The sequence below is a fragment of the Bifidobacterium sp. LH_730 genome, from assembly GCF_056355835.1.
This window is the reverse complement of the sequence record NZ_JBKETB010000006.1, coordinates 63,059-88,302: the sequence shown is the minus strand read 5'-3', so window position 1 is coordinate 88,302 and position 25,244 is coordinate 63,059. Positions and strand designations below refer to the sequence as shown.

The 25,244-nt window shown below is 62.9% G+C and carries 19 protein-coding genes and 1 pseudogene; 10 read left to right on the top strand and 10 right to left on the bottom strand.

The window, feature by feature from the left end; translation table 11 throughout:
• Both AC1AUD_RS08645 and AC1AUD_RS08640 read left to right on the top strand, forming a co-directional pair.
• Positions 1 to 933, top strand: coding sequence for a 4-(cytidine 5'-diphospho)-2-C-methyl-D-erythritol kinase (locus AC1AUD_RS08645; RefSeq protein ID WP_476573942.1), 933 nt, complete (start codon positions 1 to 3; stop codon positions 931 to 933).
• Positions 934 to 963: 30 nt separating this feature from the next.
• Positions 964 to 1,590: a LytR C-terminal domain-containing protein gene (locus AC1AUD_RS08640; protein ID WP_476573941.1), complete on the top strand. Its 627-nt coding sequence runs from the start codon at positions 964 to 966 to the stop codon at positions 1,588 to 1,590.
• Positions 1,591 to 1,675: 85 nt separating this feature from the next.
• On the opposite strand, the gene AC1AUD_RS08635 is transcribed toward AC1AUD_RS08640, so the two are convergent.
• Positions 1,676 to 3,100 carry a CCA tRNA nucleotidyltransferase gene (locus AC1AUD_RS08635; protein ID WP_476573940.1) on the bottom strand — a complete coding sequence of 475 codons (1,425 nt, stop codon included), beginning with the start codon at positions 3,098 to 3,100 and terminating at the stop codon, positions 1,676 to 1,678.
• A gap of 84 nt (positions 3,101 to 3,184) precedes the next feature.
• Here AC1AUD_RS08635 and AC1AUD_RS08630 point away from each other — a divergent pair, with 84 nt between their 5' ends.
• Genes AC1AUD_RS08630 through AC1AUD_RS08615 form a run of 4 tightly spaced genes read left to right on the top strand, consistent with a single transcriptional unit; the run spans position 3,185 to position 11,000 of the window.
• Positions 3,185 to 3,922: an NUDIX hydrolase gene (locus AC1AUD_RS08630; protein ID WP_476573939.1), complete on the top strand. Its 738-nt coding sequence runs from the start codon at positions 3,185 to 3,187 to the stop codon at positions 3,920 to 3,922.
• Complete coding sequence (locus tag AC1AUD_RS08625; protein ID WP_476573938.1) at positions 3,880 to 6,192, top strand: DUF6049 family protein; 2,313 nt, start codon at positions 3,880 to 3,882, stop codon at positions 6,190 to 6,192. Before AC1AUD_RS08630 ends, AC1AUD_RS08625 begins: the two co-directional genes overlap by 43 nt.
• The gene (locus AC1AUD_RS08620; RefSeq protein WP_476573937.1) at positions 6,189 to 9,926 is read left to right on the top strand and encodes a lipid II flippase MurJ; all 3,738 of its coding nucleotides are present in this window, start codon (positions 6,189 to 6,191) and stop codon (positions 9,924 to 9,926) included. The genes AC1AUD_RS08625 and AC1AUD_RS08620 overlap by 4 nt, the downstream gene beginning before the upstream one ends.
• A 36-nt stretch (positions 9,927 to 9,962) precedes the next feature.
• On the top strand, positions 9,963 to 11,000 hold the full coding sequence (locus tag AC1AUD_RS08615; protein ID WP_476573936.1) for an NAD(P)/FAD-dependent oxidoreductase: 1,038 nt from the start codon (positions 9,963 to 9,965) through the stop codon (positions 10,998 to 11,000).
• Between the two features lie 207 nt (positions 11,001 to 11,207).
• Here the strand turns inward: AC1AUD_RS08615 and AC1AUD_RS08610 are convergent, their stop codons facing one another.
• From AC1AUD_RS08610 to rpmH, 9 genes and pseudogenes are all read right to left on the bottom strand, one after another.
• Positions 11,208 to 12,479, bottom strand: coding sequence for a Fic family protein (locus tag AC1AUD_RS08610; protein ID WP_476573935.1), 1,272 nt, complete (start codon positions 12,477 to 12,479; stop codon positions 11,208 to 11,210).
• Positions 12,480 to 13,091: 612 nt separating this feature from the next.
• Positions 13,092 to 14,426, bottom strand: a complete 1,335-nt coding sequence (locus tag AC1AUD_RS08605) for a ParB/RepB/Spo0J family partition protein (protein WP_476573934.1) — start codon at positions 14,424 to 14,426, stop codon at positions 13,092 to 13,094.
• A gap of 1 nt (position 14,427) precedes the next feature.
• Complete coding sequence (locus AC1AUD_RS08600) at positions 14,428 to 15,372, bottom strand: ParA family protein (RefSeq protein ID WP_476574015.1); 945 nt, start codon at positions 15,370 to 15,372, stop codon at positions 14,428 to 14,430.
• A gap of 587 nt (positions 15,373 to 15,959) precedes the next feature.
• Positions 15,960 to 16,626 (bottom strand): annotated as a pseudogene (gene rsmG, locus AC1AUD_RS08595) (16S rRNA (guanine(527)-N(7))-methyltransferase RsmG).
• A 444-nt stretch (positions 16,627 to 17,070) separates the two neighbouring features.
• The gene (locus tag AC1AUD_RS08590; RefSeq protein ID WP_476573933.1) at positions 17,071 to 17,619 is read right to left on the bottom strand and encodes a Jag family protein; all 549 of its coding nucleotides are present in this window, start codon (positions 17,617 to 17,619) and stop codon (positions 17,071 to 17,073) included.
• A 165-nt stretch (positions 17,620 to 17,784) separates the two neighbouring features.
• Positions 17,785 to 18,804: a membrane protein insertase YidC gene (yidC, locus tag AC1AUD_RS08585; RefSeq protein WP_476574014.1), complete on the bottom strand. Its 1,020-nt coding sequence runs from the start codon at positions 18,802 to 18,804 to the stop codon at positions 17,785 to 17,787.
• Positions 18,805 to 18,820: 16 nt separating this feature from the next.
• A complete protein-coding gene (gene yidD / locus AC1AUD_RS08580; protein ID WP_476573932.1) occupies positions 18,821 to 19,138 on the bottom strand; it encodes a membrane protein insertion efficiency factor YidD in 318 nt (105 codons plus the stop codon).
• Positions 19,135 to 19,527 carry a ribonuclease P protein component gene (rnpA, locus tag AC1AUD_RS08575; protein WP_476573931.1) on the bottom strand — a complete coding sequence of 131 codons (393 nt, stop codon included), beginning with the start codon at positions 19,525 to 19,527 and terminating at the stop codon, positions 19,135 to 19,137. Before rnpA ends, yidD begins: the two co-directional genes overlap by 4 nt.
• Positions 19,528 to 19,556: 29 nt before the next feature.
• A complete protein-coding gene (gene rpmH / locus AC1AUD_RS08570) occupies positions 19,557 to 19,691 on the bottom strand; it encodes a 50S ribosomal protein L34 (protein WP_007054596.1) in 135 nt (44 codons plus the stop codon).
• Between the two features lie 362 nt (positions 19,692 to 20,053).
• Here rpmH and dnaA point away from each other — a divergent pair, with 362 nt between their 5' ends.
• From dnaA to AC1AUD_RS08550, 4 genes are all read left to right on the top strand, one after another.
• Positions 20,054 to 21,697 (top strand): chromosomal replication initiator protein DnaA, encoded by a 1,644-nt coding sequence (gene dnaA, locus AC1AUD_RS08565; RefSeq protein WP_476573930.1) that lies wholly within the window; start codon positions 20,054 to 20,056, stop codon positions 21,695 to 21,697.
• A gap of 628 nt (positions 21,698 to 22,325) precedes the next feature.
• The gene (gene dnaN / locus AC1AUD_RS08560) at positions 22,326 to 23,450 is read left to right on the top strand and encodes a DNA polymerase III subunit beta (RefSeq protein WP_476573929.1); all 1,125 of its coding nucleotides are present in this window, start codon (positions 22,326 to 22,328) and stop codon (positions 23,448 to 23,450) included.
• Complete coding sequence (gene recF, locus AC1AUD_RS08555; protein ID WP_476573928.1) at positions 23,450 to 24,622, top strand: DNA replication/repair protein RecF; 1,173 nt, start codon at positions 23,450 to 23,452, stop codon at positions 24,620 to 24,622. The genes dnaN and recF overlap by 1 nt, the downstream gene beginning before the upstream one ends.
• Complete coding sequence (locus tag AC1AUD_RS08550) at positions 24,622 to 25,098, top strand: DciA family protein (protein WP_476573927.1); 477 nt, start codon at positions 24,622 to 24,624, stop codon at positions 25,096 to 25,098. Before recF ends, AC1AUD_RS08550 begins: the two co-directional genes overlap by 1 nt.
• The last annotated feature ends 146 nt before the right edge of the window (positions 25,099 to 25,244 follow it).

Sequence of the window (25,244 nt, the reverse complement as noted above, 5' to 3'; positions counted from 1 at the left end):
ATGGCGACGACATCGGGCGAAACGCCGCATATCGTGAGCGTGCTGTGCCCCGCCAAGACGAATCTCACATTGGCCGTGGGCGCGCCCCGCGAGGAGTGGGGCGGCCGGCACGAACTCGACACAATCTATTGCGCGCTGGATGTGTGCGACACCGTCACGGTCGAGCGCAAGGCCCCGGGCGCCGGCTTCTCGCTTGATCTGTCCGGCGACCATTTGGGCGACCTTGCCTCCTCCGGGGCCGATATGCGCCGCAACCACGCGGTGCTCGCCCTGTTCGCGCTGGCCCGGGCCGCTGGATGCGAACCGGATGTGGCGCTGCGCATCGACAAGCGCATCCCCGTGGGCGCGGGCCTGGGAGGCGGCTCCTCCGATGCCGCCGGCACGCTGCTGGCCCTGAACCGCCTGTGGGGCCTCGATTGGCCGATCGAACGCCTGCGCGAGGTGGCCTCGACGCTGGGCGCCGACATGCCCTTCTGCCTGACCGGCGGATATGCGCGTGGCACCGGATACGGCGAACGCATCGAGGATATTCCCGTCGATTCGGACGAGGGCCGCGCATTGGCGCGCCGCGGATACGCCGGCCGCGCGCTCGTCGGCGCCTACCACGCCGAGCTGAGCACGCCCGAGGTCTACGCTGCCTTCGACCGCCTGGGCGCCGGCGAAGGCGACGACAATCATCTGCAGCGAGCCTCGATCAGCCTGCACCCGCGCAGCGGCCAGGCAGTCGCGGCGGCGCTCGAGGCCGGCGCCACGCACGCTTTTGTATCGGGATCCGGCCCCTCGGTGGTCGTCTTCGCGCCCGACGAGTCCGCCGCCCGCGCCATCCGCGACGCATGGCGCTCGGCCCGTGTCGTGGACCGCATCATCGGAGCCGGCGCACCCGCCTTCCCCCGCCTCGAGGCGGACGGGTCATCCAGTGACGATATATTGTGAGCAGTCTGACGAACGTAAGGACATGAGGATATGGCAGCACCACAAGACGAGCGCGAAGCGCGCAAAGCCTATATGCGGCAACGGCAGAAAACCGTATTCACCGTTTGCGCAGCGGGCATGGTCGTGGCGCTGTTCGTGTCGCTGCTGTTCTATTATCACGTCGGCGGCTTGGGCAAGGTGAAAACGCCCGCCGTCGAGCCGAATTTCGGCGTCGTCACCGCCTGCGCCACCAAGGGCGAGGACGGGGCCGCGGCCAAATTCGTCGATCCGCGCACCGTGCATGTGCAAGTGCTCAACGGCACCACGCATCTCGGTTTCGCCGGCGCTGTTTCCGCAGCCTTGGAGAACCGTCAGTTCGCACCCCTGAAGGCCGGCAACTATCCCAGCAAACGAGTCGAACGCACAACGGTCTATTACGGCAAGAACGCCGTCAACGAGGCCTATACCGTCGCCTCGAATTTCACCGACGCGGTGATGGTGATGGACGACCGCGAGGACAAGCTCGTCAACGTGGTGCTCGGCGCCACCTTCACCGATCTGAAGGATCCGAAGCAATCGGGCGTCGCCGGACAGGAAATCAAGGACTTCGCCAACTGCCAGGCCGTCGACAAACTCACCGACGTGCCGAAGACCTTCGACCATGAGCAGGTGAACTAACCATCAGTCGATTGCAATATACTTCAGGTCTCTAGCCGGGAAGTTCCAGCTAGAGACCTGTTCCGTTTACGCCAGACGCCCTGTCTCAGTCGACCGGCGAGATCTCCTCATACCAACGCTTCAGCTCGGCGACGGCAACATCATGGTCGACCGGCCCGTTATCCAGCCGGTATTCAAGCATATGCTTGTAGGCGCGGCCGACCAGCGGACCGGGTTCCAGCCCAAGCAACGACATGATCTCGTTGCCGTCGATATCGGGGCGGATCGCGTCGAAGTCCTCTTTCTCCTTCAAATCGCGCACACGCTGTTCCATCTCGTCCATCGCCGAGGAGAACACCATCGCCTTGCGCTTGTTCTGCGTCGTCGCATCGGCGCGCGTCAATCGGTTAAGGCGCTCGTAGAGCGGACCTGCGTCCTTGACGTAGCGGCGCACCGCCGAGTCGGTCCACGGTTCGTCCACGTAGCCGTGGAAGCGCAGGTGCAGATTCACCAGTTCGCTGACGTCCTCGACCACATGGTGGTCGAAACGCAGCGCCTTCAACCGTTTGCGCGTCATCTTCGCGCCCACCGCATCGTGATGGTGGAAGCTCACCTTGCCGCCGGCCTCGAAACGGCGCGTGCGCGGCTTGCCGATGTCATGCAGCAGCGCGGCCAGGCGCAGCGTCAGGTCGGGGCGCGGCACAGGGCCGTCGTCATCGGTTTCCAAGGCGATGGCGCGGTCGAGCACGATCATCGTGTGCTCGAAGACATCCTTGTGCCGGTGGTGCTCGTCGATCTCCAGCTGCAGGGCCGGGATCTCGGGCAGCACGATATCGGCCAGCCCGGAGTCGACCAGAGCCTCGACGCCGGCGCGCGCGCCATCGGACAGCAGCAGCTTGGTCAGCTCGTCGCGCACACGTTCGGCGGAGACGATCTCGATGCGGTCGACCATATCGACGATCGCCTCGGCCGTGTCGGGCGCGATCGTGAAGCCGAGTTGCGCGACGAAGCGCACGGCGCGCATCATGCGCAGCGGGTCGTCGTCGAAGGACTGACGCGGATCCACCGGCGTGCGCAGCACGCCCTTGGCCAGATCGTTCGCCCCGCCGAAGGGGTCGACGAACTCGAGGTCGGGCACGCGCAATGCCATCGCATTGACGGTGAAGTCACGGCGAGACAGATCGCCTTCCAGGCTATCGCCATAGTTGACCTCGGGCTTGCGGGAGTCGGGATCGTAACGGTCGGAACGATATGTGGTCACCTCCACCTTGACCTCGGTGCCATCCTCACGCCGGCGCATCGCGCCCAGCGTGCCGAATTTACGTCCCATATCCCAGAATCCGTCGCGGCCCCACGCGCGCAGAATCGGCTCGAATTCCTCCGGACGCGCCGAGGAACAGAAATCAAGGTCATGCGAACGACGGTGCAATAACAGGTCGCGCACCGGTCCGCCCACCAACGCCAGTTCATATCCCTTATCCGCGAACAGACGGCCCAACTCAATGGCCTCAGGCCATACTTCGAAACTCACCTGGTCCCTTTCGCATCACTCCGACTTGCCTTCATAAGCATACCGTCACCCCACCTGCACATAGCCTTGGGTAAGGTGGGAAGCATGATAACGCCCGCGGACCTCGCGCGCATGCTCAGCCATGCCGCCAATGCCACGGGCAAGCATACCCAGACGCCGGCGTCCGAGCAGCCCGAGCCCTCGACGGAGGCCGACGCACCGGCCTACTCCTCGTCCACACGGCGCGAGCCCGGCCGGCCCACTCCCGCCAGCGTGTTCGCGCGGCTGAGCGTCTCCCAGACGCAGACGATCATCGCGGCCGCGGGCCCGACGCCCAAGCTCATGCCCAAGCGCCGCTCCTCCGACGGACCGACGACCTTCGCCTCGCTGGACGCGCAGGAACTGCCGGTGGTGCGCGAATATTCCGCCGGAGGCCTCGTCTTCGACGACCAGGGGCGCGTGGCCATCATCGCCCGCCATTCGCGCTCCGGACATCTCGAATGGTGTCTGCCGAAGGGTCATATCGAGAAGGGCGAGACGCCGCAGCAGACGGCCGTGCGCGAGGTGCATGAGGAAACCGGCATCCTCGGCGAGGTGGTCGATTCGATCGCCACCATCGACTATTGGTTCACCGGCAGCACCCAGCGCGTCCATAAACTCGTCCACCATTACGCCCTCAGGCAAATCGGCGGCGAGCTGACCGTCGAAGGCGATCCGGATCATGAGGCCGAGGAGGCGATCTGGGTCAAATTCGAAGACCTCGACGATGTGCTGAGCTATCCGAACGAACGCAAGATCGCATGGATGTACGCCCGCAAGATGAACAGGCAGGCCAGCGAGTGAAGCAAACCCATATCTGCGCGCAGGCGGGCATAGGCCGCGCCTTGCGCTTGTCGGCGACGCTGCTCGCCGCCCTGGTGATGATCGTGGCCGTATTGTCGCCGATTTCGGCGCGCCCCGCCGTCGCGGAAGAAGTCGGCGGCGGTTCCGGAGATTCCTCCGAGGCAACGACAGCCAAAGCCGTGTCCATCGCCGTCGACGAGGCGACCCCCGTGGTCACGGCCACGTCGGGATACCATCTCAAGGCCACCGTGACCAACGGCACCGATGCCACGCTGCCGACAGGCATGCTGACGCTGGCGATCAACGCCTATTACACCTTCGTGTCGCGCACCGATATCCAGGATTGGGCGCAGGGCCATGCCGACATCCCCACGCCGAACACGCTCGGCACGGCCGTGGTTCCCGAACTCAAGGCGGGGGCCAGCGCGCAGGTCTCCGTCGATGCGGCCGCGGACCAGGAAGGGCTCAAGGCCATCGCCACATGGGGACCGAAACCGCTGTCCGTCTCCTATGCCGCCGGCGACGCGACCGATCCGGCGACCGGCATGACCACCGGTCCCGCAAGCCCCGAGGAGTTCGCCTCCCGCCACGCGCAGACGCATACTTTCCTGACCCGTTCCAACGATGGCCTCAACGGCGCGGAGACACCGGCGCTGGGGCTGACGGTGGCGATGCCGCTGACCTCCGACGACTGGCAGGCGGATGACGACATCGACGCCGGTGATTCCTCCGCCGACGCCGCCGACTCCTCCGATGCCGGCGGCGTGGTCCTCGGCGAACACGGAGCCAGCCGCGGGCACAATATCCAGCAGGTGCTCACCCATCATCCGGCGCTGCAAGTGGTCGCCGATCCGACGGTGTCCGAAGCGCTGTCGATGCCGCCGAAGGCCACGGCCGTCATGCAACCGGCCGCCTTCGATATCACGGCATATGCGGCACATGCCAACGGCAACGCCGAGGAGAACGCCAAGGCCTACGCGGCCGCCGGCGTCGACACCGCGGATTGGAGCGCCGACGCCGCGCGTTCCTTGTATCGCCAGGCATTGGGCGACGAACAGAACGAGCCGACGACCGTCGCCTGGCAGGGGCGGGCGAACTGGACGTTGGCGGCGCTCACCCAGGCACGCGCGCAGGGCTATGGCACGGTGATCGCCGAGCATAGCTTCGACGGCGAGGATACGGGCACCGTGCATACCGGCAAATTGACGGTTCCGACCGATGCCGGCGAGGTGACCGTGCTCGTCGAGCAGCGCGAACTCGGCAACCTCGCCAAAGGCAAGGCCACCAGCAAAGCCGCGAAGGCCGAGGCCGAGGGCAGCGCCGCCGGCCGACTCGCACGGTTCATGGCGCAAAGCGCGTTCTATCAGATGGAACAGCCCTACACCTCGCGCAATCTGCTGGTCTGCCTTGACGCCGATGCGGACACGGCCTCCCTTGACGCGCTGATGGGCGCCGTCGAGCAGGCCCCATGGCTCACGCTCACCGGTCTCGACGAGCTGCGCCAAGCCGACTCCTGGGCCACCGGCGACGATGCCGCGAACGCCGCTCCCACGGACGCCGGGCTAACCGACAAGCGCGCCGAGGAACTGGACGCGACGCTGGGCACGCTGACGCAGGCCCGCTCCGATATCAGCCGTTTCGCTTCCTCGATTGTCTCGGGTGCCGCAGGCCGCGATCCGCAGGCCCTGGCCCGTCAGGACGCCGGCGAAAGCTCGCGTCGCGCCGATTCCAAGGCGTCCTCGTGGATCGACGGACTCAAGCGCACGCAAAGCGAACTGGCCCTGCACGCGATGTCATCCGGTTCGGCCGCGCAACGCAACCGCATGGGCGCCAAGGCCGGCGAATTGGCCTCCCGCCTGCTTGACGGGGTGTCCATCACGCCGTCCGAATCTGTGACCGTGGTCAGCGAAACCGCCTCGATGCCGGTGACCGTGAGCAACCGCCATCCCTATCCGGTCAAGGTGCGCGTCTCCTCGCGCACCGACTCGATGCAGATCGTCACCTCGCGCTTCGCCGAGGTGACCGTGCCCGCCAAAGGCGAGGCCCAGGTCACCTTCGCCATCCGAGTGTCGACGACCGGACGCACCACCGCGCATCTGAGCCTGTTGGACCGCGACGGCAACGCCTTCGGCGCCCCGCAGACCACCGCCATCACCAGCGCGCTCAAAATCAGCGACAAATCCGGCTTCGTACTCATCGGCTTGTCCGTCGCGCTCGGCGTGCTCGGCCTGTGGCGCCAATTCAACCGCAAGAAGGACCCCGACGAATGAGCTCCTCGGTCGGACGCAATTCCCTGATCATGGCCTGCGGCACCGCGGCCTCGCGCGTGACCGGACAGATCCGCACGATTCTGTTGGCCGCGGCGCTCGGCACCACCGGCATGGCCGCGAACGCATACCAAGCCGGTTCGATGATTCCGCAGGCGATCTTCACACTGGTCTCCGGCGGCATCTTCAACGCGGTGCTGGTGCCGCAGATCGTGCGCACCTTGAAGCAGAAGGATTCCGAGGAGCGGCTCAACAAGCTCATCACGCTGGCCATCGCCCTGTTGGCCGGCATGACCGCGCTGATGGCTCTGGCCACGCCGCTGCTCACCCGGCTCTATGTCGGCGGCGACGCGCGCATGACGGCGCTGACCCAGTCCTTCATGCTCTGGTGCATGCCGCAGATCTTCTTCTATGGCCTCTACACGGTGCTCGGGCAGATCCTCGCCGCCAAGAACCGCTTCGGCGTCTACGCCTGGAGTTCGGTGGGCGCCAATATCGTCAGCTGCGCCGGCTTCGCGGCCTTCATCGCCCTGTTCGGCAAGGCCAACGAACAGCCTCTGGAGTTCTGGACGGCCGGACGGCTCGCGCTGACGGCCGGCACCTGGACCGCCGGCGTGGCCTTCCAGGCCCTGGTGCTGTTCGTGCCGTTGATGCGCATCGGTTTGCACTATCGTCCGCGTTTCGGACTGCACGGCTTCGGGCTCAAGCATATGGGTCCGGTGGCGGCGTGGAGCCTCGGGGTCGTGGGCGTGGGCGAGCTGACGAACATCGTGCTCACGCGCGTGATGACCTCCGCCCCGCAGCGTGCGCATGACCTGACCGGCGCGGCGCTGTCGCAGACCGCCGGCAACGCGACCTATCAGAACGCCTACACGCTGTTCATGCTGCCGTATTCGTTGATCGCCGTGTCGGTGGCGACGGCGATCTTCCCGAAGATCTCGGCGGCGATCGCCGACCACGACATCGACGCCGCCCGCAACGACCTCTCCTCCTCGGTGCGCATGATATGGCTGCTCATGGTGTTCTTCGCGGCGGCGCTCATCGCCTTCCCCGAGCCGATCATCGTGGCGCTGCTGCCGTCCGTGAACATGGCCGAGGCGGCGCTTATCGCGCGCGTGCTGGCCTTCCTGGCCGTCGGCCTGCCGCTGTCGAGCCTCTATCTGATCTTCCAGCGCACGTTCTACGCCTTCGAGGACGGCAAGCATCCCTTCGTCTTCGCCGTGCTGCAGCAAGGCTCCATGGCCGTGCTGGCCGTGCTGTTCGCCCTCGTCGCGCCGGCCGAGCATTGGACGACGCTGGTGGGCGTGGCCGTGTCACTGAGCTATGTCATCGGCTTCCCGGTGCTGGTGCGGATGATGCGTTCCCGCTTCGATGGGCATATCGGCGGGCGCGCGCTCACGGCGACGCTGGGCAAGGGGCTTGCCGCCGCGGCCGCGGCCGCGCTGGCGGCGGCGCTGCTGCGCGGGCCGGTGGCCACGGTGATGGGCGCCGATCTCGGCTCGCATGGCGACGAGGCGACGATGAACTGGCCCCAGGCCATCGGCATATGCGTGGCGCTGACCGTCGTGACGGCGGCGGTGTATGTGGCCATGCTCGCCCTGCTGCGCACACCGGAGCTCATGGCCGGCGTCGCGGCCATCCGCGCACGTCTCGGCGGCGCGGGGGACGCTGGAAAACCCACGGATACGGAGAATATGGATGCCGGGAACGATGCCGCGTCCGCGATCGATGACGGCGAAATCACGGACCATACCTCCAAAGGGTGGAAATCAGCCGAAAGTAGCATTGTGTCGGCCATCCCCACCACTAGAATGTCAACAGCGTCGCACTGGACCAGGGAATCATCGCGCCACGGAGTCGAAGGAACTATGAATCTTCAGTTGGGAGATACCGTCATCAATCGATACACACTCGTATCGTCGCTGCGCGAGGCCCCCGGCCTGACGGCGTGGAAGGCCAATGACGGTGTGCTCGCGCATGATTGCCAGCTCTTCGTCGTCACCGATCCGACGGTGCTCGCCCAGGTCGACGACACGGCCTCCTCCCTGGCGCTGTCGAAGGATCCGCGGTTCGCCGAGGTGCTGCAGCTCGAGCATGTGGGCAAGGCGGCGATCGTCGTCACCGAACTCGACGCCGGCATCTCCCTGCGCGACTATATGGCCGATCCTGCGCGCACACTGACCTATGACGCGATGCGTTCGATCATCGGCGACGCGGCCGTCGGCACACGGGCGCTGATCGCCGACCGGCTCGCGCACCATGCGATCGGCTGCGACACGATTCGCATCGCCCGGGGCGGCCTCGAACTCGCGGACGCCCCGGTGAGCGCGATGCTGGCCGAGCCCTCCGACGCCCCGGATTCCGTGACCGGCGAGCACCTCATGATCCGTCAGCTGGCCTCCGTGCTCTACTCGATGCTGACGCGCGAAGTGCATGAGCCGGGCACCGGATACGACCTGAACCGCCTGCCGCAGGACGCGCCCGGCGAGTTCCGCATGATCGTCAAGCGCGGGCTCGACCTGCACGAAGGCGACGACGGCAGCCAGCCCTTGGTGTCCGTCGACGAACTCATCGCTCTGCTGGGGTGGTGGGCGGCCGTGCAGGACCTTGGGGACGACAGGATCTCGCGCCCCAGCAACAACGGCGAATGCTCGATCTCCACGGTGGCGCTGGCCCCTGTGGACGCGGAACGTCTGTTGCCGCTGTCCGATGGCTTGGTGACCTCCGGACCGAGCGGTTTCGACTTCGCGGTGCAGCCGCTCGATATCCCCGATGGTGTGCGCAACACGCTGCCGATCGATGTCTCCTCCGTGCGCAAGCCGGGGGCGCTGATCGACGAACAGCGGGAGGGTGAGACCACCAGCCCGCTGCCGGTGATGGAGGCGGGCATGACGCCTTCGCAGCGCGCGCTGATCGACGAACAGCGGGCCATCGAGGCCGCCGGCAACGCCGCGCTTCCCCCGAGCTTCACGCCCTCCACAATGCCGGAGAACGCCTCCACAGTGCCGGCCGACCCGAACGCACCGCTTAACGAGGACGAGGACTATTCCGACACCCCGTTGCTTGGTCGCATGACCACCAAGGTCGTCGCGATCGCCGCCGGAGCCATCATCGTTCTGCTGTCCGCCGGGCTTGCGGTGCACAGCCTCACCTCCGGCCCCGACAACGTCGGCGGCACGGTGTCGGCCGATTCCACGAACGCCTGGCCAGAGGCGAATCTCGACGACGTGCCCTTCGGCGGCACGACGGACGAGGCTCCCGCCGATGACGCGAAGGGCGACAAGGCGGCGGCCAAGAGCGATAACGCGGCCAAGACCGATAAAAAGGCCACTGTGGAGAAGAAGGCCGAGACGCCGGTCCACGCGGACAAAGCGGTCAAGCAGGTGCCGCAACCGCAGCATGTGAACACGACGCCGCTGCAGCTCGCTTCGCAGACCTTCCTCGACAATCCGGCGGGCCAGGCTGGATATGGCTACGCGCTGCACCTCGCCGAGCCGCAGCAGGCATATCGCCTCGTCGTCTCCATCCGCACCTCGGGCGGCAAGGGCTATGTGATCGCCAACTCGGCCAACGACCCGAACCAGGGCGAGCGCGTCGCCGAATTCACCTTCGACCCGAGCGGCACCACCGAGGTGAAGTTCAACAAGGTCGTCACCACGCAGGATGTGATGCTCTGGGTGCCGGCCGACAGCCTGCCGGGCAACCAGTTCTACATCAACTCCGTGCAGTTGTTCTAAGGGTGAGCGGCCCACGGGGCGCGATAAGGTGGTCATATGACTTCGAATATCGCCTCCAATGACACCATGCCCGCCGACGACGTCCGCGACGCCATCATCGTGGGCTCGGGACCCGCCGGATACACGGCCGCGATCTATCTGGGGCGCGCCGGATACCGGCCGTTGATCGTCGCGGGAGCGCTGACGCCCGGCGGACAGCTGACGAACACGACGGAGGTCGAGAATTTCCCCGGTTTCCCGGACGGCGTGATGGGCCCCGACCTGATGGATGCGATGCAGAGGCAGGCCGAACGCTTCGGTGCCGAGATGGAATACGACGACGTGGAGTCGGTGGATTTCTCGGGCGATATCAAGACGCTGACGCTGGCGGGTGGCGAGACGCTGCGCGCCCGGGCCGTCGTCATCGCCACCGGTTCGCTGGTGCGCAAGCTGGGCGTGCCGGGCGAGGAGGAATATTCGGGGCACGGGGTGTCCTATTGCGCGACCTGCGACGGCTTCTTCTTCAAGGACAAACCGATCGTCGTGGTCGGCGGCGGCGACTCGGCCATGGAGGAGGCCGACTTCCTGTCGCGCTTCGGGTCGTCGGTGACGCTGATCCACCGTCGCGACGAGTTCCGCGCCTCGCATATCATGGTCGAGCGCGTGAAGGCGAACGAGAAGATCGCGCTGATGACGAACACCATCGTCACGAAGGTCAATGGGGCCGTTCCCGCGGGCGCCACGGCGCCGGCCGGCGGATTGAAGCTGGGACTGGCGCTCAACGCCGCCGCCCCGCCTGCGGGCGAGGTTGTGTCAATCGACGTGCGAGACACGGTGAGCGGCGAGGAACGGACCGTGCCGGTCTCCGGCCTGTTCGTGGCCATCGGGCACACGCCCGCCACCGGTTTCCTCGGCGATGCCGTGGCCAAGGACGAGGACGGCTATGTGCTGGTCGAGGGGGCCGGCACGCACACCTCCGTGCCCGGCGTGTTCGCCGCCGGCGATTGCGTGGACCGCACCTATCGCCAGGCCATCAGCGCCGCCGGCATGGGCTGCCGCGCCGCCCTCGACGCACAGGCCTATCTCGCCGACTGAACGAGGCGGCTCTTTCGCCATCAATAAGTTGCGCTGTCTGTCCAGCCTCAGCGCAGTGAAGAGGGTGCCCCCCTCAAACGCGTCGAACGGGCGGTGGACCGCTGGTCGAGAAACGCTCAGCAGCCGCACGCCTCCATGCCCGAGCCGAGCACATCGCGTTCCTCGCCAGGCATCCGGCCCCGTTGAACATCCATCGGCATTCTCACCTCAGGCATTCTCGTTCGAGCTGCCGCCGACTGCGATGCCCATTTTCTCCCTTAGGGTTTCAGATGCTTCGAAACGGAGCGGCCGCCTGCCGACGAACTCGATGAGTCCGGCCTGGTCCAGTTCCTCCACGTATTTGCGCACGGTTTGTTTGGTGAGCATAAGGTCGGCGACCACATCATCGAGTGTCAGGGATTTGGTGGTGTCGAACAGCTCCTCCTGCATGACGGCATAAAGAAGATCGAGCGCATTGACTGACAATCCAAGCTTCTTTCCCAGTTCGTCGCGCAGGTCCCCGGCCTTGTCGAGCTGATTGACTTTGACGCCCAATTCCTCGATAAGCGACGCCTGTGCCCGTTCGATAAAACCGAGAATGGTGGCGACGAAGAACGTGAGTTCGCCGCAGTTGAGCCTGTCCTCGGCCTCTGTGAATGCCTTGTAGTATTCGTTCTTGTTCTCCGCGATGATCCGGGAAAGGGAGAGCACCGTGGGGATCGTGAGATCGTGGCTCAGGTAAAGCGCCAGCAGATAACGCCCGGTCCTGCCATTGCCATCGTAGAACGGGTGGATGTACTCGAATAGAAAGTGGCTCGCTATGGCCCGCTGTAAAAACGGCGTCTCGTCTGACTTGGCGAGATCGATCATCTGTGTGAGCAGCACCGATATGCGAGCCTCGCCGCTGACACCACTGTGTATCGCAGTGCCATGCGGACCTTGGATCTCCACGTCACCCTTCCTGAACAGCTCGCCGTCGGGCTTATCCTCGTCGCTGATCTCGCCGAGAGCCACCTTATCGTAGATCTCCCGGATATCCTCGAGGGTCTTGGGAAGGCCGACGTCCGGGGCGGTGAGATTGAGATACAGCTTTGCGAACTCACTGAACCTAGCTCTCTTCTCATCCCCATCGTCCCTAGCCTGTTGCGCGGCGGCGACGGCGGCCTCGGTCTCCTTCCTGGTGGACCTGACGCCTTCCATCTCATTCGTGGCGAACAATTCCTCGGAGACCGCATGCGTGATATAGTTCCACCGCATGACCCCCGGGATGCTCCGCCACATGGCCGACACCCTCCGTTCGGCCAGCAGAACCCTCTGAATAAGCATACTGATATGCCTCGGAGTGGCGACGAACAGTTCTCCGAGCGGCGTCGTGACTCCTGTGGCGAAAGTGGAGTCCGCCTCAAGACGCTGTTTGGCAAGCCGGTCATGGTTGACGCATGCATCGCCGCTTCTGTCCGCATGGAACAGTCTTGCCAAAGTTCTGTATTCCCTATTCATCAACCATCATTCTCTTCTTTTATAGCTTTCTTAATGATAAGAAATATAAATAAGAAAGTTAAAAACGTCAAACAACCTTCACTAAAAGCGATGGAATACCATAATCAGACCTCATCGTTCCATCTCCTTGCACATTCCGCTCGGCGTCTGTTCAGATTGCGGTTGGCAGCGAGGGATGAAGGCGAGGCCTTGCATGCCGTTCAGACCCGCTCAACAGAACAATGGATAGCAACAGCATGGCCCGCGTCAGTGGAACTGAATAACTCCGGATGATGCAAGCAATTGCCCAATGAACGCCCCTGCTGACGGCCATCATCGGTTTCAGTGCTTCGGCGCCTTTGTTCCGCGACCACGCAACCGATTGGACAATCGGCTACTCCGAAACGCACAGGAGTGAGATCGCTGCTATTCCGCAAACTGCAAGCGATTCGCGGAAGCACGATGCGCGACGACGGCGCGCACCCGACCGCTCATCCGCTCTTGGAAACACCGAAACAAGCGTTCCCGACTGCAAAGGCATGCCAGTGGAGCTCGGCCGCACGCTGGGCCTAAAAACCAAGTCATCCATTCTTATTTGAAATTGGAATCGCGCACGCAGAGATCGGAATACGATCAGACCCAGCCGTCTGCGGGCTTGGTGGGGGTGGGAGCCAAGAGATTGAGAATGCGGTCCATGTCCTCGGGAGAGGAGAATGTGATTTCGATGCGGCCGTGCTTGGGGGTGCCTTTGATGGCGACCTTGGTGTCGAAATGGTTTTCCAGGCGCTGTTGAATCGGAGAGTCCGCCCAGGGATTGGGTCGCTTCGCCTTGGGCGACTTGCGCTGTCCGCCCTGATCATTGCTCATCGCCACGATTTCCTCGGTGCTGCGCACGGACAGCCCCTCGGCGATGATGCGCGTGGCGAGTTTGTCCATTGCCTCGGCATCTTCAAGCGCAAGCAGGGCGCGGGCATGGCCGGCCGACAGCACGCCGGCGGCCACCCTCTTCTGCACGGAGGCCGGTAGATTGAGCAAACGCAAGGTGTTTGCGATCTGAGGACGTGACTTCGAAACGGACTTCGACAGCTCGGCCTGCGTGAGACCGAATTCCTTGATCATCTGCTGATATGCAGCGGCCTCTTCGAGGGGGTTCAGTGCGACGCGATGCAGATTCTCCAACAGAGCGTCGCGCAGCATCTCATCATCGGCTGTGGTCTTGACGATGGCCGGAATGGTCTCCAAGCCAGCCAGTTGCGAAGCACGCCAACGACGCTCACCCATGATGAGTTCATAGGTGCTGTCCAGTCGACCCTCGAATGGATTGGATGTTTCACGTGAAACATGCTGTTTGGCTGCCGTGATGGCTTCGGCGGAACGCTTGCGCACCACAATGGGTTGCAGCACACCGACCTCTTTGATGGAGGCAGCAAGTTCGTTGAGGTCATCTTCATCGAAGACAGTGCGCGGCTGCTGGGCATTGGGGCCGATATCGGAAAGCTTGAGTTCCGCCAGATAGCCGCCCTCGACCGGCTTGAGCTCAGACACCGATTCCGCCTGACTTGATGTTTCACGTGAAACATCATGCTGCTTTACGGGTGCAGATTCCTGGGCCGCAACAACAGTCGTTTTCTTGTCCGAGACCGATTCGGACTTGTCAGCCGGCATCTCGCTGGTATCGACAGTTTTGACTGGCGATCCAAAAAAAACATCACTTGGGTGAGCGATCTCACTTAGCGTCGGCACCGAAATACGTTTGGTCTTCGGAGCGGACTTCTTGTTCACAGGCTTTGCCATATCTACAGGCTTGGATGTTTCACGTGAAACATCCTTCGCCTGGGAAGATGCAGACGCACTGGTTTTCGTCACCGTCGGAACAATTGCAACCGGCTGCGGCTGTGATTCAGATTCACCGGGCAACGTGGGAAAAAGGGCGCCAAGGCCTTTGCCCAGTCGTGACTTCGAGGCCATATCAGTGCTCCTTCGCTCGCGAATCAATGGCATCCAGCACCTGCTGCGAACGACGGGCGATCTCCAACGACGCTTCGCCATATGCAACGGCTCCCATGCCATGCGGGTCATAGGCGACCACGCTTTGACTGAAGCTCGGCGCCTCGGATATCTTCACCGTTCGTGGAATCGTGGTGTCCAACACAATGGACGGATAATGCCCTTTGACCTGGCCGTAGACCTCTTTGCTCAGCAAGGTGCGGCGATCGAACATCGTGACCAGCATTGTGGAAACCATCAGCTGCGGATTGTAATGTTCCTGGACCAAACCGATGGTGTTGATCAGCTGTCCCAAACCTTCAAGCGCATAGTATTCGGCCTGAATCGGAATCAACATCTCCTGCGCAGCGCACATCGCGTTGATCACCAACAGCCCCAAGCTAGGCGGACAATCGATCAGCACGAAATCATAGGGCACGTCCTGCTTCGAAAGAAAGCGCTCCAGCGCCTCCTTGAGCAAATACGTGCGGTTGGGCAGCGCCGCCACCTCCAACTCGGCGCCACTGAGATCAATGGAAGCCGGCACCACATCCAGAGACGGGAAATCCGGGCAGACCTGCATAACCTCATCGATGCCCAATCGTCCCTCGATCACGTCATACACCGACGGTTCACCAGACGCATGCGGCACACCCAGTGCAGTGGAGGCGTTGCCTTGCGGGTCCATGTCAATGACGAGCACATGCATCCCACCTTGGGCAAGCGCCGCGGCAACATTCACTGTCGTGGTCGTTTTCCCCACGCCACCTTTTTGATTGGCCACAGCTATCAGTCTGGTGCGACCGGGGTGAGGGAAAACCGCTTTCTGCAAGGCTTCATATCTTGTGGACAAATCAGCTATCTCAGCGCCAAGCCCCGTGGCTCCGGAACCAAAGATACGTTGAAGGGTCTCTTCGGCGGACTCCATGCCCGCACCCACCTGGGGTTGTGCATCTATTGTCATGGGGTCCTCCTTTATCGCAACCCCTCCAGTTTCGTGATTCGTATGGACATGAAGATTTATCCACAGTCACCCACTTGCAATGTGGATAACTGTGGATAAGTCAGTGAACGAGAGTGCGCCACATACCCCGAAAGAACCATAGAAAGCATTGAAAAATAAGGTTTTTCAAGATCGACACATACCATCATCCACATTATGTGGATAACTCAAGACTCATCCACATAATGTGGATAACTCACCTTCTTCCGCATCCTATCCACAATCCACAACACATATCCACAAAGCACATTCCGCATAGTTAGTTGCAAAAGCTCAAAGCCGAATAAGCAATACAAGGTCACGAGTGAATGCCACTCCCCTCGTATATGTCCGCCGCTTCATCGCAAAGCAATATCTCGAAGTCTTGTGTCGGCTCATTGCACCATCGCAAATGAAGAACTCCACTGCCATCCGCATATCAAACGCTGAATGCCACAGATGCAACCACAGCTACAACTCAAGATGCCGTCGCGGATAACACAACGACGGCATCCAGAGAAGGACATGGCAATCTACTTTTTATCCACCAATACGACATGCGTGGGCTCAAGCCCAGCGCCCACCGATGCCTCGACCACCCTTGGATTGCGACCGCCGCGTTTGGTGATTTCCTTGGCGGCCTTGTCGAGCTCCGCCTGCGCCGAGCGACCTTTCAAAGCCACAAGTCGACCTTGCGGCTTAAGCAGCGGCAACGTCCAACCAGCGAGTTTGGTCATCGGCGCAACGGCGCGGCAGGTGACGACCGCAAAGGGATGGGGCCCATGCCCCTTGCGCATCGCAGCGATGACTTCTTCCGAGCGCTCCCGCATGATGGTGACATTCTCCAGCCCCATCTCCTCCACGCACTCGTGCAGCCATTCCACACGACGCTCCATTGGCTCAATCAAGGTGAAACGATGGTCGGGCAAGCACGCCGCGGCAACAAGTCCGGGAAAACCGCCACCAGAACCGATATCGGCCACGGTTTTGAACTTCGCGCCTTCGGTTGCCTCGCGCACAAAAGGCACGATCGCAGCCGAATTAAGAATATGTCGCTCCCAAATGATGTCCATCACGAGGCCCAATCAGTCCGCGAGGCTCACCCTCCCTGGCAAGTTTCACGTGAAACACTTCCAACTTCGGCAGCGCCTCCCCCAGCACTTCCCCCAACACCGAAGCCCCATCCAACTCATCCACCATCTCGTCCCCGCCCCTTTCCTGTCCCTTTTCGCTCTCGCAAAGCCGTACGTACAAAGTGAGGCATCACCTCACCAACTTATTTACAACGAATATGTAAGTTATGGTACCAACGAGCGTGGGGTCGACGAAATCCTGTCGTAGACCGTAAAGACTTGGCCAGAGCGGCCCGGAGCGTGTCTTAGATAGGATTTCGTCGACCCCACGCGGTCGCAGAGACCAATTCGTAATTCCGAACGAATATCAAAACTCAACAGATATTCATATAAAACCAGCTTCATTCCCACACAACTCACGCAGAATCCAACTCACGTACCATTGGTCAAAACCGACCAACAGCCCATCAGCCAAACACCCGCATGTTTCACGTGAAACACAAGCCAGCCGTTATCCAATGACCATCAGCCAAGACCATCCATCAGACCGCCGGCCACCAGTCGTCAGCTCTCAGGCCTCGCCCTCGTCAACGATCTCGACATCGTCAACATCATCAACATCACTGACATTGGCCCGCAGATACACCGTCACATACCGCCGCGGCTCCTCGCCATGCGACCGCGACCGAAGCCCCTCTTCGCGCACGACATCATGCACCACCTTGCGCTCAAAGGAATTCATCGGCTTCAGATCGACCGGCTCACCGGTTTCCTTGGCCTCGTCCACGGCATCCAGCGCGATATCGCGCAGACGCTGACGCTTCCGCTTGAGATAGCCGTCCACATCCACGATAAGATGCGAACGCTCGCCGGTCTTCTGCTGCACGGCCAGCCGGGTGAGCTGCTGCAGCGCATCGACCACCTCGCCGTTGCGCCCGATCAGGTTCTTGATGTCGGTGTTGTCATCGGCGACGATCTGCACCATCGGACGCTTGTTGCGCACACCCATTTCGATGTCGCCCTCGTAGTCGGCGATATCGAGCAGACCTTCCAGATAGTCGGCGGCGATATCGGCTTCCTCGTTGAGCTGATCCATCGTCTTGTCGTCATCCTGCGTCATGTCATACTCCTTAACCCAGCACAGGTACCATTCCCAAGTCTAAGCCCTCGGGTTCCCTCCGCCGACCGTCGCCGCGGCGAATGCATCCGACGTTCGCCCGGTCGCCGGGACGGCGGAAGGAACCGGGCCGGACCTTGGCCAAGCGGTCCGAAAACCGTCAGGCCATCACCGCTTCTTCTTACGGTTCTTGCGCTGCGGCTGCTCGCGCTGATATCCCTGGGTCTGCTTGCGCTCGGCATCCTCGCGGGCCTTGATCAGCTCCTCCTCCTCAAGCGTGGGGCGTCCTTCGCGCTGACGCTTCGCGTTCTCGTTCCTATGGTCGCGGATCTCCTTGGCCTTGGCCGCCGGGGAACCGGGAGTCGGGAAGGAATGGATCTGCCAGAAGGAGCGCAGCAGGTTGCAGATGTTGTTCGTCAGCCAGTAGACGAGCACGGCGAAGGGCATGACCGCGCCGGAGAAGATGTACATAAGCGGGAACATCCACAGCATCATCTTCTGCATGGTGGCGGCCTGGCCGACCATGGTCTCCTGGTTCATATTGCGCTTCATGCTGTTGAACTGCATGAACCACATGCACAGGCACATCAGCGCCACGAACAGGCCGATGATGATCTTGCCATGCGTGGCCGAGGAGGAGAAGGTGTCGGTGACGTTGACGCCGAAGATCGTCGTCTGCGAGAACTCCTGTGCAGTGGCCTGGTCGAAGGCACCCAGGGAACCGCCCGCCCGCTTGCCGCGCGCGATGTACGGGATGGCCGACAACACATAGAACATGCACATGAACACGGGGCCCTGGATGAGCATCGGCAGGCACGACCCGGCCGGATTGGCATGGTTGTCCTGGTAGAGCTTCATCATCTCGCGGCTCATGGCCTCTTTGCTGGCCTGATCCGTCTTGCCCTTGTATTTGTTCTGGATGTGCTGCATCTTCGGCTGCAGGGCCTGCATCTTGCGCATCGACTTCATCTGCTTGTAGTAGATGGGGAAGATGCACGCGTGCACGACGAGCACGAGGAAGATGATGGACAGCACCCACGAGAAGCCGACCGGATGCATGCCGATCAGCACCAGCAGTTCGTGGAACAGCTTCATGATCCACGTCATCAGCCATTCGACGGGGGTCAGGATCTTGTAGAGCCACCCGAAGAAGCTTTGGTCGAGCATGAATTGCTCTTGGTTATACATCATAGGAATGCATCCTTCATTTCTCGTCGGTCGTCACGTCGTCGGGCAAGGGTGTGAGCCTGGGTTCCTCGTGCGCCTTGGACCAGCGGAACCGGTAGAACACGGAATATCGCCGGGGCACGTCGTCGATGCCGCCATCGCTCCACGGACGGCAACGCAACAGCCGCAGCACGGCGAGCAATCCGCCGCGCATGGCGCCATATCGGCGCAGGGCCTGGATCGCGTAATTGGAACAGCTGGGATAGTATTTGCAGCAGGGAACGGCGCGATTCGCCGAGAAATGGCGCTGATACCAGCGCACCGCCCGGATCATCGACGCCGCTGCCGCGCTCATCGTGCGATTCCGCCCTGGTGATGCTCCCCCTCGACCGCTGTCTTGGAGGCAAGGGCGCGGAAGGCCGAGGCAATCTGCCGTTCCAGTTCCTGGAAGGGCGTCGTGGCCGCGGTGGGCTTGGCACGAATCACCACATCGCAGCCCTGCGGCAGCTCGTCCTCATATCGGCGCGCCAGCACGCGGAAACGTCGCTTGACGGTGTTTCGGGTGACGGCGTTGCCGACCGATTTGGATACGGCAAGCCCCAACCGCCGTGCGCGCGCCGGAACGTCCCCTTCACAATGGCAATCGTCGCGCACCAGATAGTGCACGACGATGTCAGATCGGGATATTCTGCGGCGACGCCGGAGCACGGCGACGAAGTCACGATGGCTGGTGAGCCGCTCCACCTGCGTGCCGCCGGTCTTGGGAACCGGGCTCAGGCGGACAGGGACTTGCGGCCCTTGGCGCGGCGACGGTTGATGACGGCGCGACCGGAACGGGTGCGCATGCGCAGACGGAAGCCGTGCTTCATGTGACGACGGCGGTTGTTCGGCTGGAAAGTCCTCTTCATAATCCTGGTCTCCTAGGTATTCGGCCATGCTGACGCACGGCCCTCATATGAGTCAATCCCTACCAAAATACCCTCACCCCTGGCCTAAGGTCAATGTGGAACGCATGTTTTCACATTTCGGACCGCCAATTTCCCTGCCCGTGCGCCCCTCGGACCAATGAATAGGCCGAATTCGGGGAGAAAGTTATCCACAAATTACACGCATGTTATTCACAATCGAGGCAGGACAACACGCAAGGCTGTGGATAACTTCGCGGGCAGGGAGTAAATATGTGGTGTTGCATATTTTCTTCGCGCGCGGGTCTGCCGTATCAGGAGCGCCCGTCGCGCGAGTTCAGTGAGATGAGTCGGAAAGGGGCCGGATGGCACAGGAACCTCAGGATCCGGCGTCCCAGGCGGCCCGCATATGGTCCGACGTGCTGGCGCTGATCAAACACAACGGCGCATTGTCCCCGCGTGACAAAGGCTGGGTCGAGGGCGTGGTCCCCGAGGCCGTCTTCGGCACCACGATCGTGCTGTGCGTCGAAAACGCCGCCACGCAGCAGGCGCTGCAGACCGATCTGAACGAACCGTTGCTGCACGCGTTGAAGCTGGTCACCGGCCAGGATATGTTCCCGGCCTTCAAGATCGCGCAGCCGATCGCCAAGGCGAGCGAGCCGGAGCAGCCCCGGACGCCGCAGTATCCGCGCCAGTCCGCCTTCGACAGCCGCACCGCGCCAACCGTCGCCGACCTCGCGCAGGAGACCTATACCCCGCCGGTGCCCGGAGGCCCGAGGGTGCCCTCGATCGACAACCTTCCGATGGCGGCGCCCGCCGGCACCGCCGTGCAGCCGGAGTTCCCGGGCCAGACGTTCAGCCAGCAGCCCGCCGCGAAGACGCCTTCGACGCAGTCGCAGGGCCAGCAATCCGGCGGCGACCAGCAATATCCGTCGATCAGCCAGCGCCAGGTGCTGCGCGATCCCAAGACCCATCTCAACAAAAACGCGACCTTCGACACCTTCGTGCCCGGCGATTCGAACCGCTTCGCGCGCACAGTGGCCCTGGCCGTGGCCGAGGGCTCGGGACGCGACTTCAATCCGCTGTGTATCTACGGCGGCTCGGGCCTGGGCAAGACGCATCTGCTCAACGCCATCGGCAACTACGCGCTTGTCAAGGATCCCACGCTCAAGGTCCGCTATGTCAACAGCGAGGAATTCACCAACGAGTTCATCGAGGCGTTGCAGAACCCGAACCAGAGCCAGGGACAGATCGCCGAATTCAACCGCCGCTACCGCGAGGTCGACGTGCTGCTCATCGACGACATCCAGTTCCTCGGCGGCAAGGAGGCCACCCTCGAGCAGTTCTTCCACACCTTCAACGCGTTGCATCAGGCGAACAAGCGCATCGTCATCGCCTCCGACGTGGCGCCGAAGAACCTCAAGGGCTTCGAGGCGCGCCTGATCTCGCGCTTCGACTCGGGTCTGACCGTCGACGTCAAGCCGCCGGACCTGGAGACGCGCATCGCGATCCTGAGGATGATGGCCTCGATGAACCACACCTCGATCCCCAACGACGTGCTCGATCTGATCGCGGAGCGCTTCACCGAGAACATCCGCGAGCTCGAAGGCGCGCTGACACGTGTGACGGCCGTGGCATCGCTGTCGAACCAGCCGGTGACGCGCGCGCTCGCCGAGCAGACGCTGCAGGATTTCTTCACCACCGACGTGGAGGTCAAGCCGACCGACATCATCAGCCAGGTCGCCAAGTACTTCCACCTGACCTTCGATGACATCGTGGGCCGCGGGCGCACGAAGAGCGTCTCACAGGCGCGTCAGGTGGCCATGTATCTGGCCCGCGAGATGACGAGCATGAGCCTGATGGACATCGGCGATGTGTTCGGCGGCCGCGACCACACGACCGTCATGCACGCCTGCGACCGCATCACCTCCGAGATGCAGGAGAAGCAGGAGATCTACAACTACGTCATGGAGCTCACGGTCCGCCTGAAGCAGCATTCCGACGCATAGTTTCGGCAGGTCCTGTTTCCCTCCCATAAAACGGTATGAAAACGTTTTTATGGGAGGGTATTTTGTCATAAGGATGGCTCCGCCGGCACGGGAGCGCACAGCGCTTCCTCTTCGGCCGGCTCGCGCGGTCGTCTTGTGCAATGCCTGCGGCATTGCGGACGACCGTGCGACACGCCCGGCGGTGGATAATTCCACAATAAAGTTATCCACAACGTTGTGCACAAATGTGGGTAAAAGCTGCGGATAACCGGTGGAAAACCCCTCTCTGGCAGTGGACAGCACGTGGATAAATCCACATTTTCTGTGGATAACTTTGCAGCGAAGGTTTTGTTGTGGATAACTAGGCGAGTTATGCACATCCAATCCCGGCGTTATCCACAATATGGAGTTATCCACAATCCGAATGGGGACAACGCCTTCAACCAGTTATCCACAATATCCACAGTGCTTATTACTACGACTATCTTTCTTTATTTGGATAGTCATCTTCCGCTCCCTGCCTACGAAGCGTGCGCGCGAAGCGCACACGTGCACGGGCAGGTAAGATAAAACCCAGCGCAACGAGGACTCGACGCAGGGATCCTCGTCATATGTGAAGAATTCGTGAAACCAACCGAAAGACAGGGACATGAAGGTCGAAATCAATTCCGCCGCTCTCGCCGACGCCGTGGCCTGGACCACGCGCGTCATCGACGCCCGCCCCGCCAATCCCATCCTCGCCGGCGTCCGCCTCGAGGCGGTCGACGGCACGCTGCAGCTGTCGGCCTTCAATTACGAGATCTCCGCTCGCCACCACATCGAAGCCGGCGTGGACGAGGCGGGCTCCGTGCTCGTGCTCGGCAAGCTGCTCGCCGACATCACCAAGTCCCTGCCCGCCGCGAAGACCTATCTGGCCACCGACGGCACGACGATGACGATCTCCTCGGGCAAATCGAACTTCACCATGCAGCTCATGCCCGAGACCGAATATCCGGATCTGCCGTCAGTGCCGGCGAAACTCGGCCAGGTCGACGCCCCCACCTTCGTGCAGGCGATCTCCCAGGCCTCCGTCGCCGTCTCGCGCGAGGAGAACCGCCCGGTGCTCACGGGCGTGCGCATGCAGTTCCAAGGCGACAAGGTCGTCATGACCTCCACCGACCGCTTCCGCCTGTCCCGCGCCAGCTTCTCCTGGACGCCGGCCGAGCCGGCCACGGACACGACCACGCTGGTGCGAGGCTCGCTGCTGCGCGACGTGGCGCGTTCACTCGACGAGCATCAGAACGTCGTGCTCGACTTCGACACCGAGGCCGGTTCGCTGCTCGGCTTCGAGAACGCCGGACGCATCTCCACCTCGCAGGTCATCGACGGCGAGTTCCCCGCGGTCGACCGCCTCTTCGCCGACGAATATCCGATCCAGGCCGTCATCGCCAAAGCCGACCTCATCGGCGCCATCAAGCGCGTGGCCCTCGTCGCGGAGCGCAACGCGCCGATCCGCATGGTCTTCTCCGGCCAGGAACTAACCCTGTCCGCCGGCGCCGTGGACGAGGCGCAGGCCATCGAAACCCTCGACGTCGACATGGATGGCGAGGACATCACCGTGGCCTTCAACCCCTCCTATCTCATCGAAGGCCTGAGCGCGATCACCGAACCCTATGTGCGCATGAAGATGACCACGGCCGTCAAGCCCGTCGAATTCAACGGCCAGCAGGAGGCCGACTCCGACGAATCGATGGACTACCGCTACCTGCTCGTCCCGATGCGTTTCAACTCCTGATGCACATCAGTCGTCTTGCCCTGGACCACTTCCGTTCGTGGGAGCAGTGCGTGCTGGACCTCGCCCCGGGCGTCAACGTGCTGCAGGGGGCGAACGGCCTGGGCAAGACGAACATCGTCGAGGCCGTCGAAGTGCTCTCCACCGGTTCCAGCCATCGCACCTCCTCCTCGCTGCCATTGATCGAGCGGGGACGCACCTCGGCCACCATCCGCGCCAATGTGGAGACCGGGCCGGCCGACGAGACGCGTGTGACGACATACGAGGTGACGGTCGCGGCCCGCGGCGCCAACCGGGGGCGCATCAACTCCGGCGCCAGCCTCTATATGCGCGACATCGCGGGCAAGGTCCCCTCCGTCGCCTTCGTGCCCGAGGACCAGCGTCTGGTTTCCGGGGATCCTGCCGGCCGGCGCTCCTTCCTCGACCAGGCCGGCGTGCAGCTGGTGCCCGGATATGCCTCGCTGCTGCACACGGTCGCGCAGATCGCCCGCCAGCGCGCGGCGCTGCTCAAACAGCTGGCAGACCGTTCCGCCGTCCCCGGGCCGGCCGACGCGGCGCTGAGCGGCCTGGAGATATGGACGGGGCAGTTCATCGAGGCCGGCGTCGAACTGACCCGCCGTCGCGCCAGTCTGGTCGAACGGCTGCGCGGCCCCTTTTCCCGCATCCACGCGGCGCTGGCCGGCGACACGGAACACGCCGAACTGACCTATCTGCCCTCCTTCGCCGAAGTGCTGGACCACGACATTCCGGGGCCGGCCATCTCCGAGCATTTCCAGCGCATCTACCCTGGCGAGGCGTCCCGCGGCGTCAACCTGATCGGTCCGCAGCGCGACGACCTGGGGTTGGACCTCAATGGCATGGACGCGCGCGAATACGCCTCCAACGGCGAGATGTGGACGATGGCGCTGGCCCTGAAGATGGCCCTGTTCGCGGCGATCGGCGAGGACACGGACGTCACTCCGATCCTGATCCTCGACGATGTCTTCGCACAGCTCGACGAGCATCGCCGCCGTCAGATCCTCGACTTCGCGGCCCACGCCGACCAGACGCTGATCACGGTGGCGGCGGCCGGCGACCTGCCCCGGGGCGTCGCCGACACCGACGCCCGCATCATCGATGTGGAGGCCCTGCGCAAAAGCGCCGCCACGCCCGAGCCGAACCAGGCCGCCGTCTGATGGCCGAGCCGATCGCAACCACCCTGCGCCTCGACCAGCGCACGCTGCCGGCCCAGGTCTTCGCCGCCCTCGACCGGCGCGCGCTGCGCATGCGCGATCGCAAGGCCAGGGCCGAGGAGGCATGGAACAGCTTCGGCAAACCCGGCCGCGACCCGAACCGGCTTGGCTCGGTGGCCTCGCTGCTGGCCGCCGACGGCGACTGGACCCCGCATCTGAAGATCGCGCAGCTCAACAACCATTGGGACCAGGTGGTCGGCCCTGCCGTCGCCGCGCACTCCCTCGTCGACGGTTTCCTCGACGGCACGCTCGTCATCCGCGCGGATTCGCCGGCCTGGACCACGCAGCTGACGTATCTGATCCCCCAACTCGAACGCACGATACGCGAACGGCTCGCCGGCCTCGACATCCGCGGCATACGGGTCACCGGTCCGCGCTCGGGATACCGTGGGCGCGCCCGCATCGCCCGCGGAGCGTGATATCGGCCCACGGTGGCCATAGTCGGTTATTTGGAGTAAACTATCGTGCAGTATGTCTGAAACGCTCTACGGGCCGATTTTGTGGCTCACAGCGCTATGGGACGAAAAAATAACCCTCCCCAGCGGAGGGAAATGCAGGAAGGATA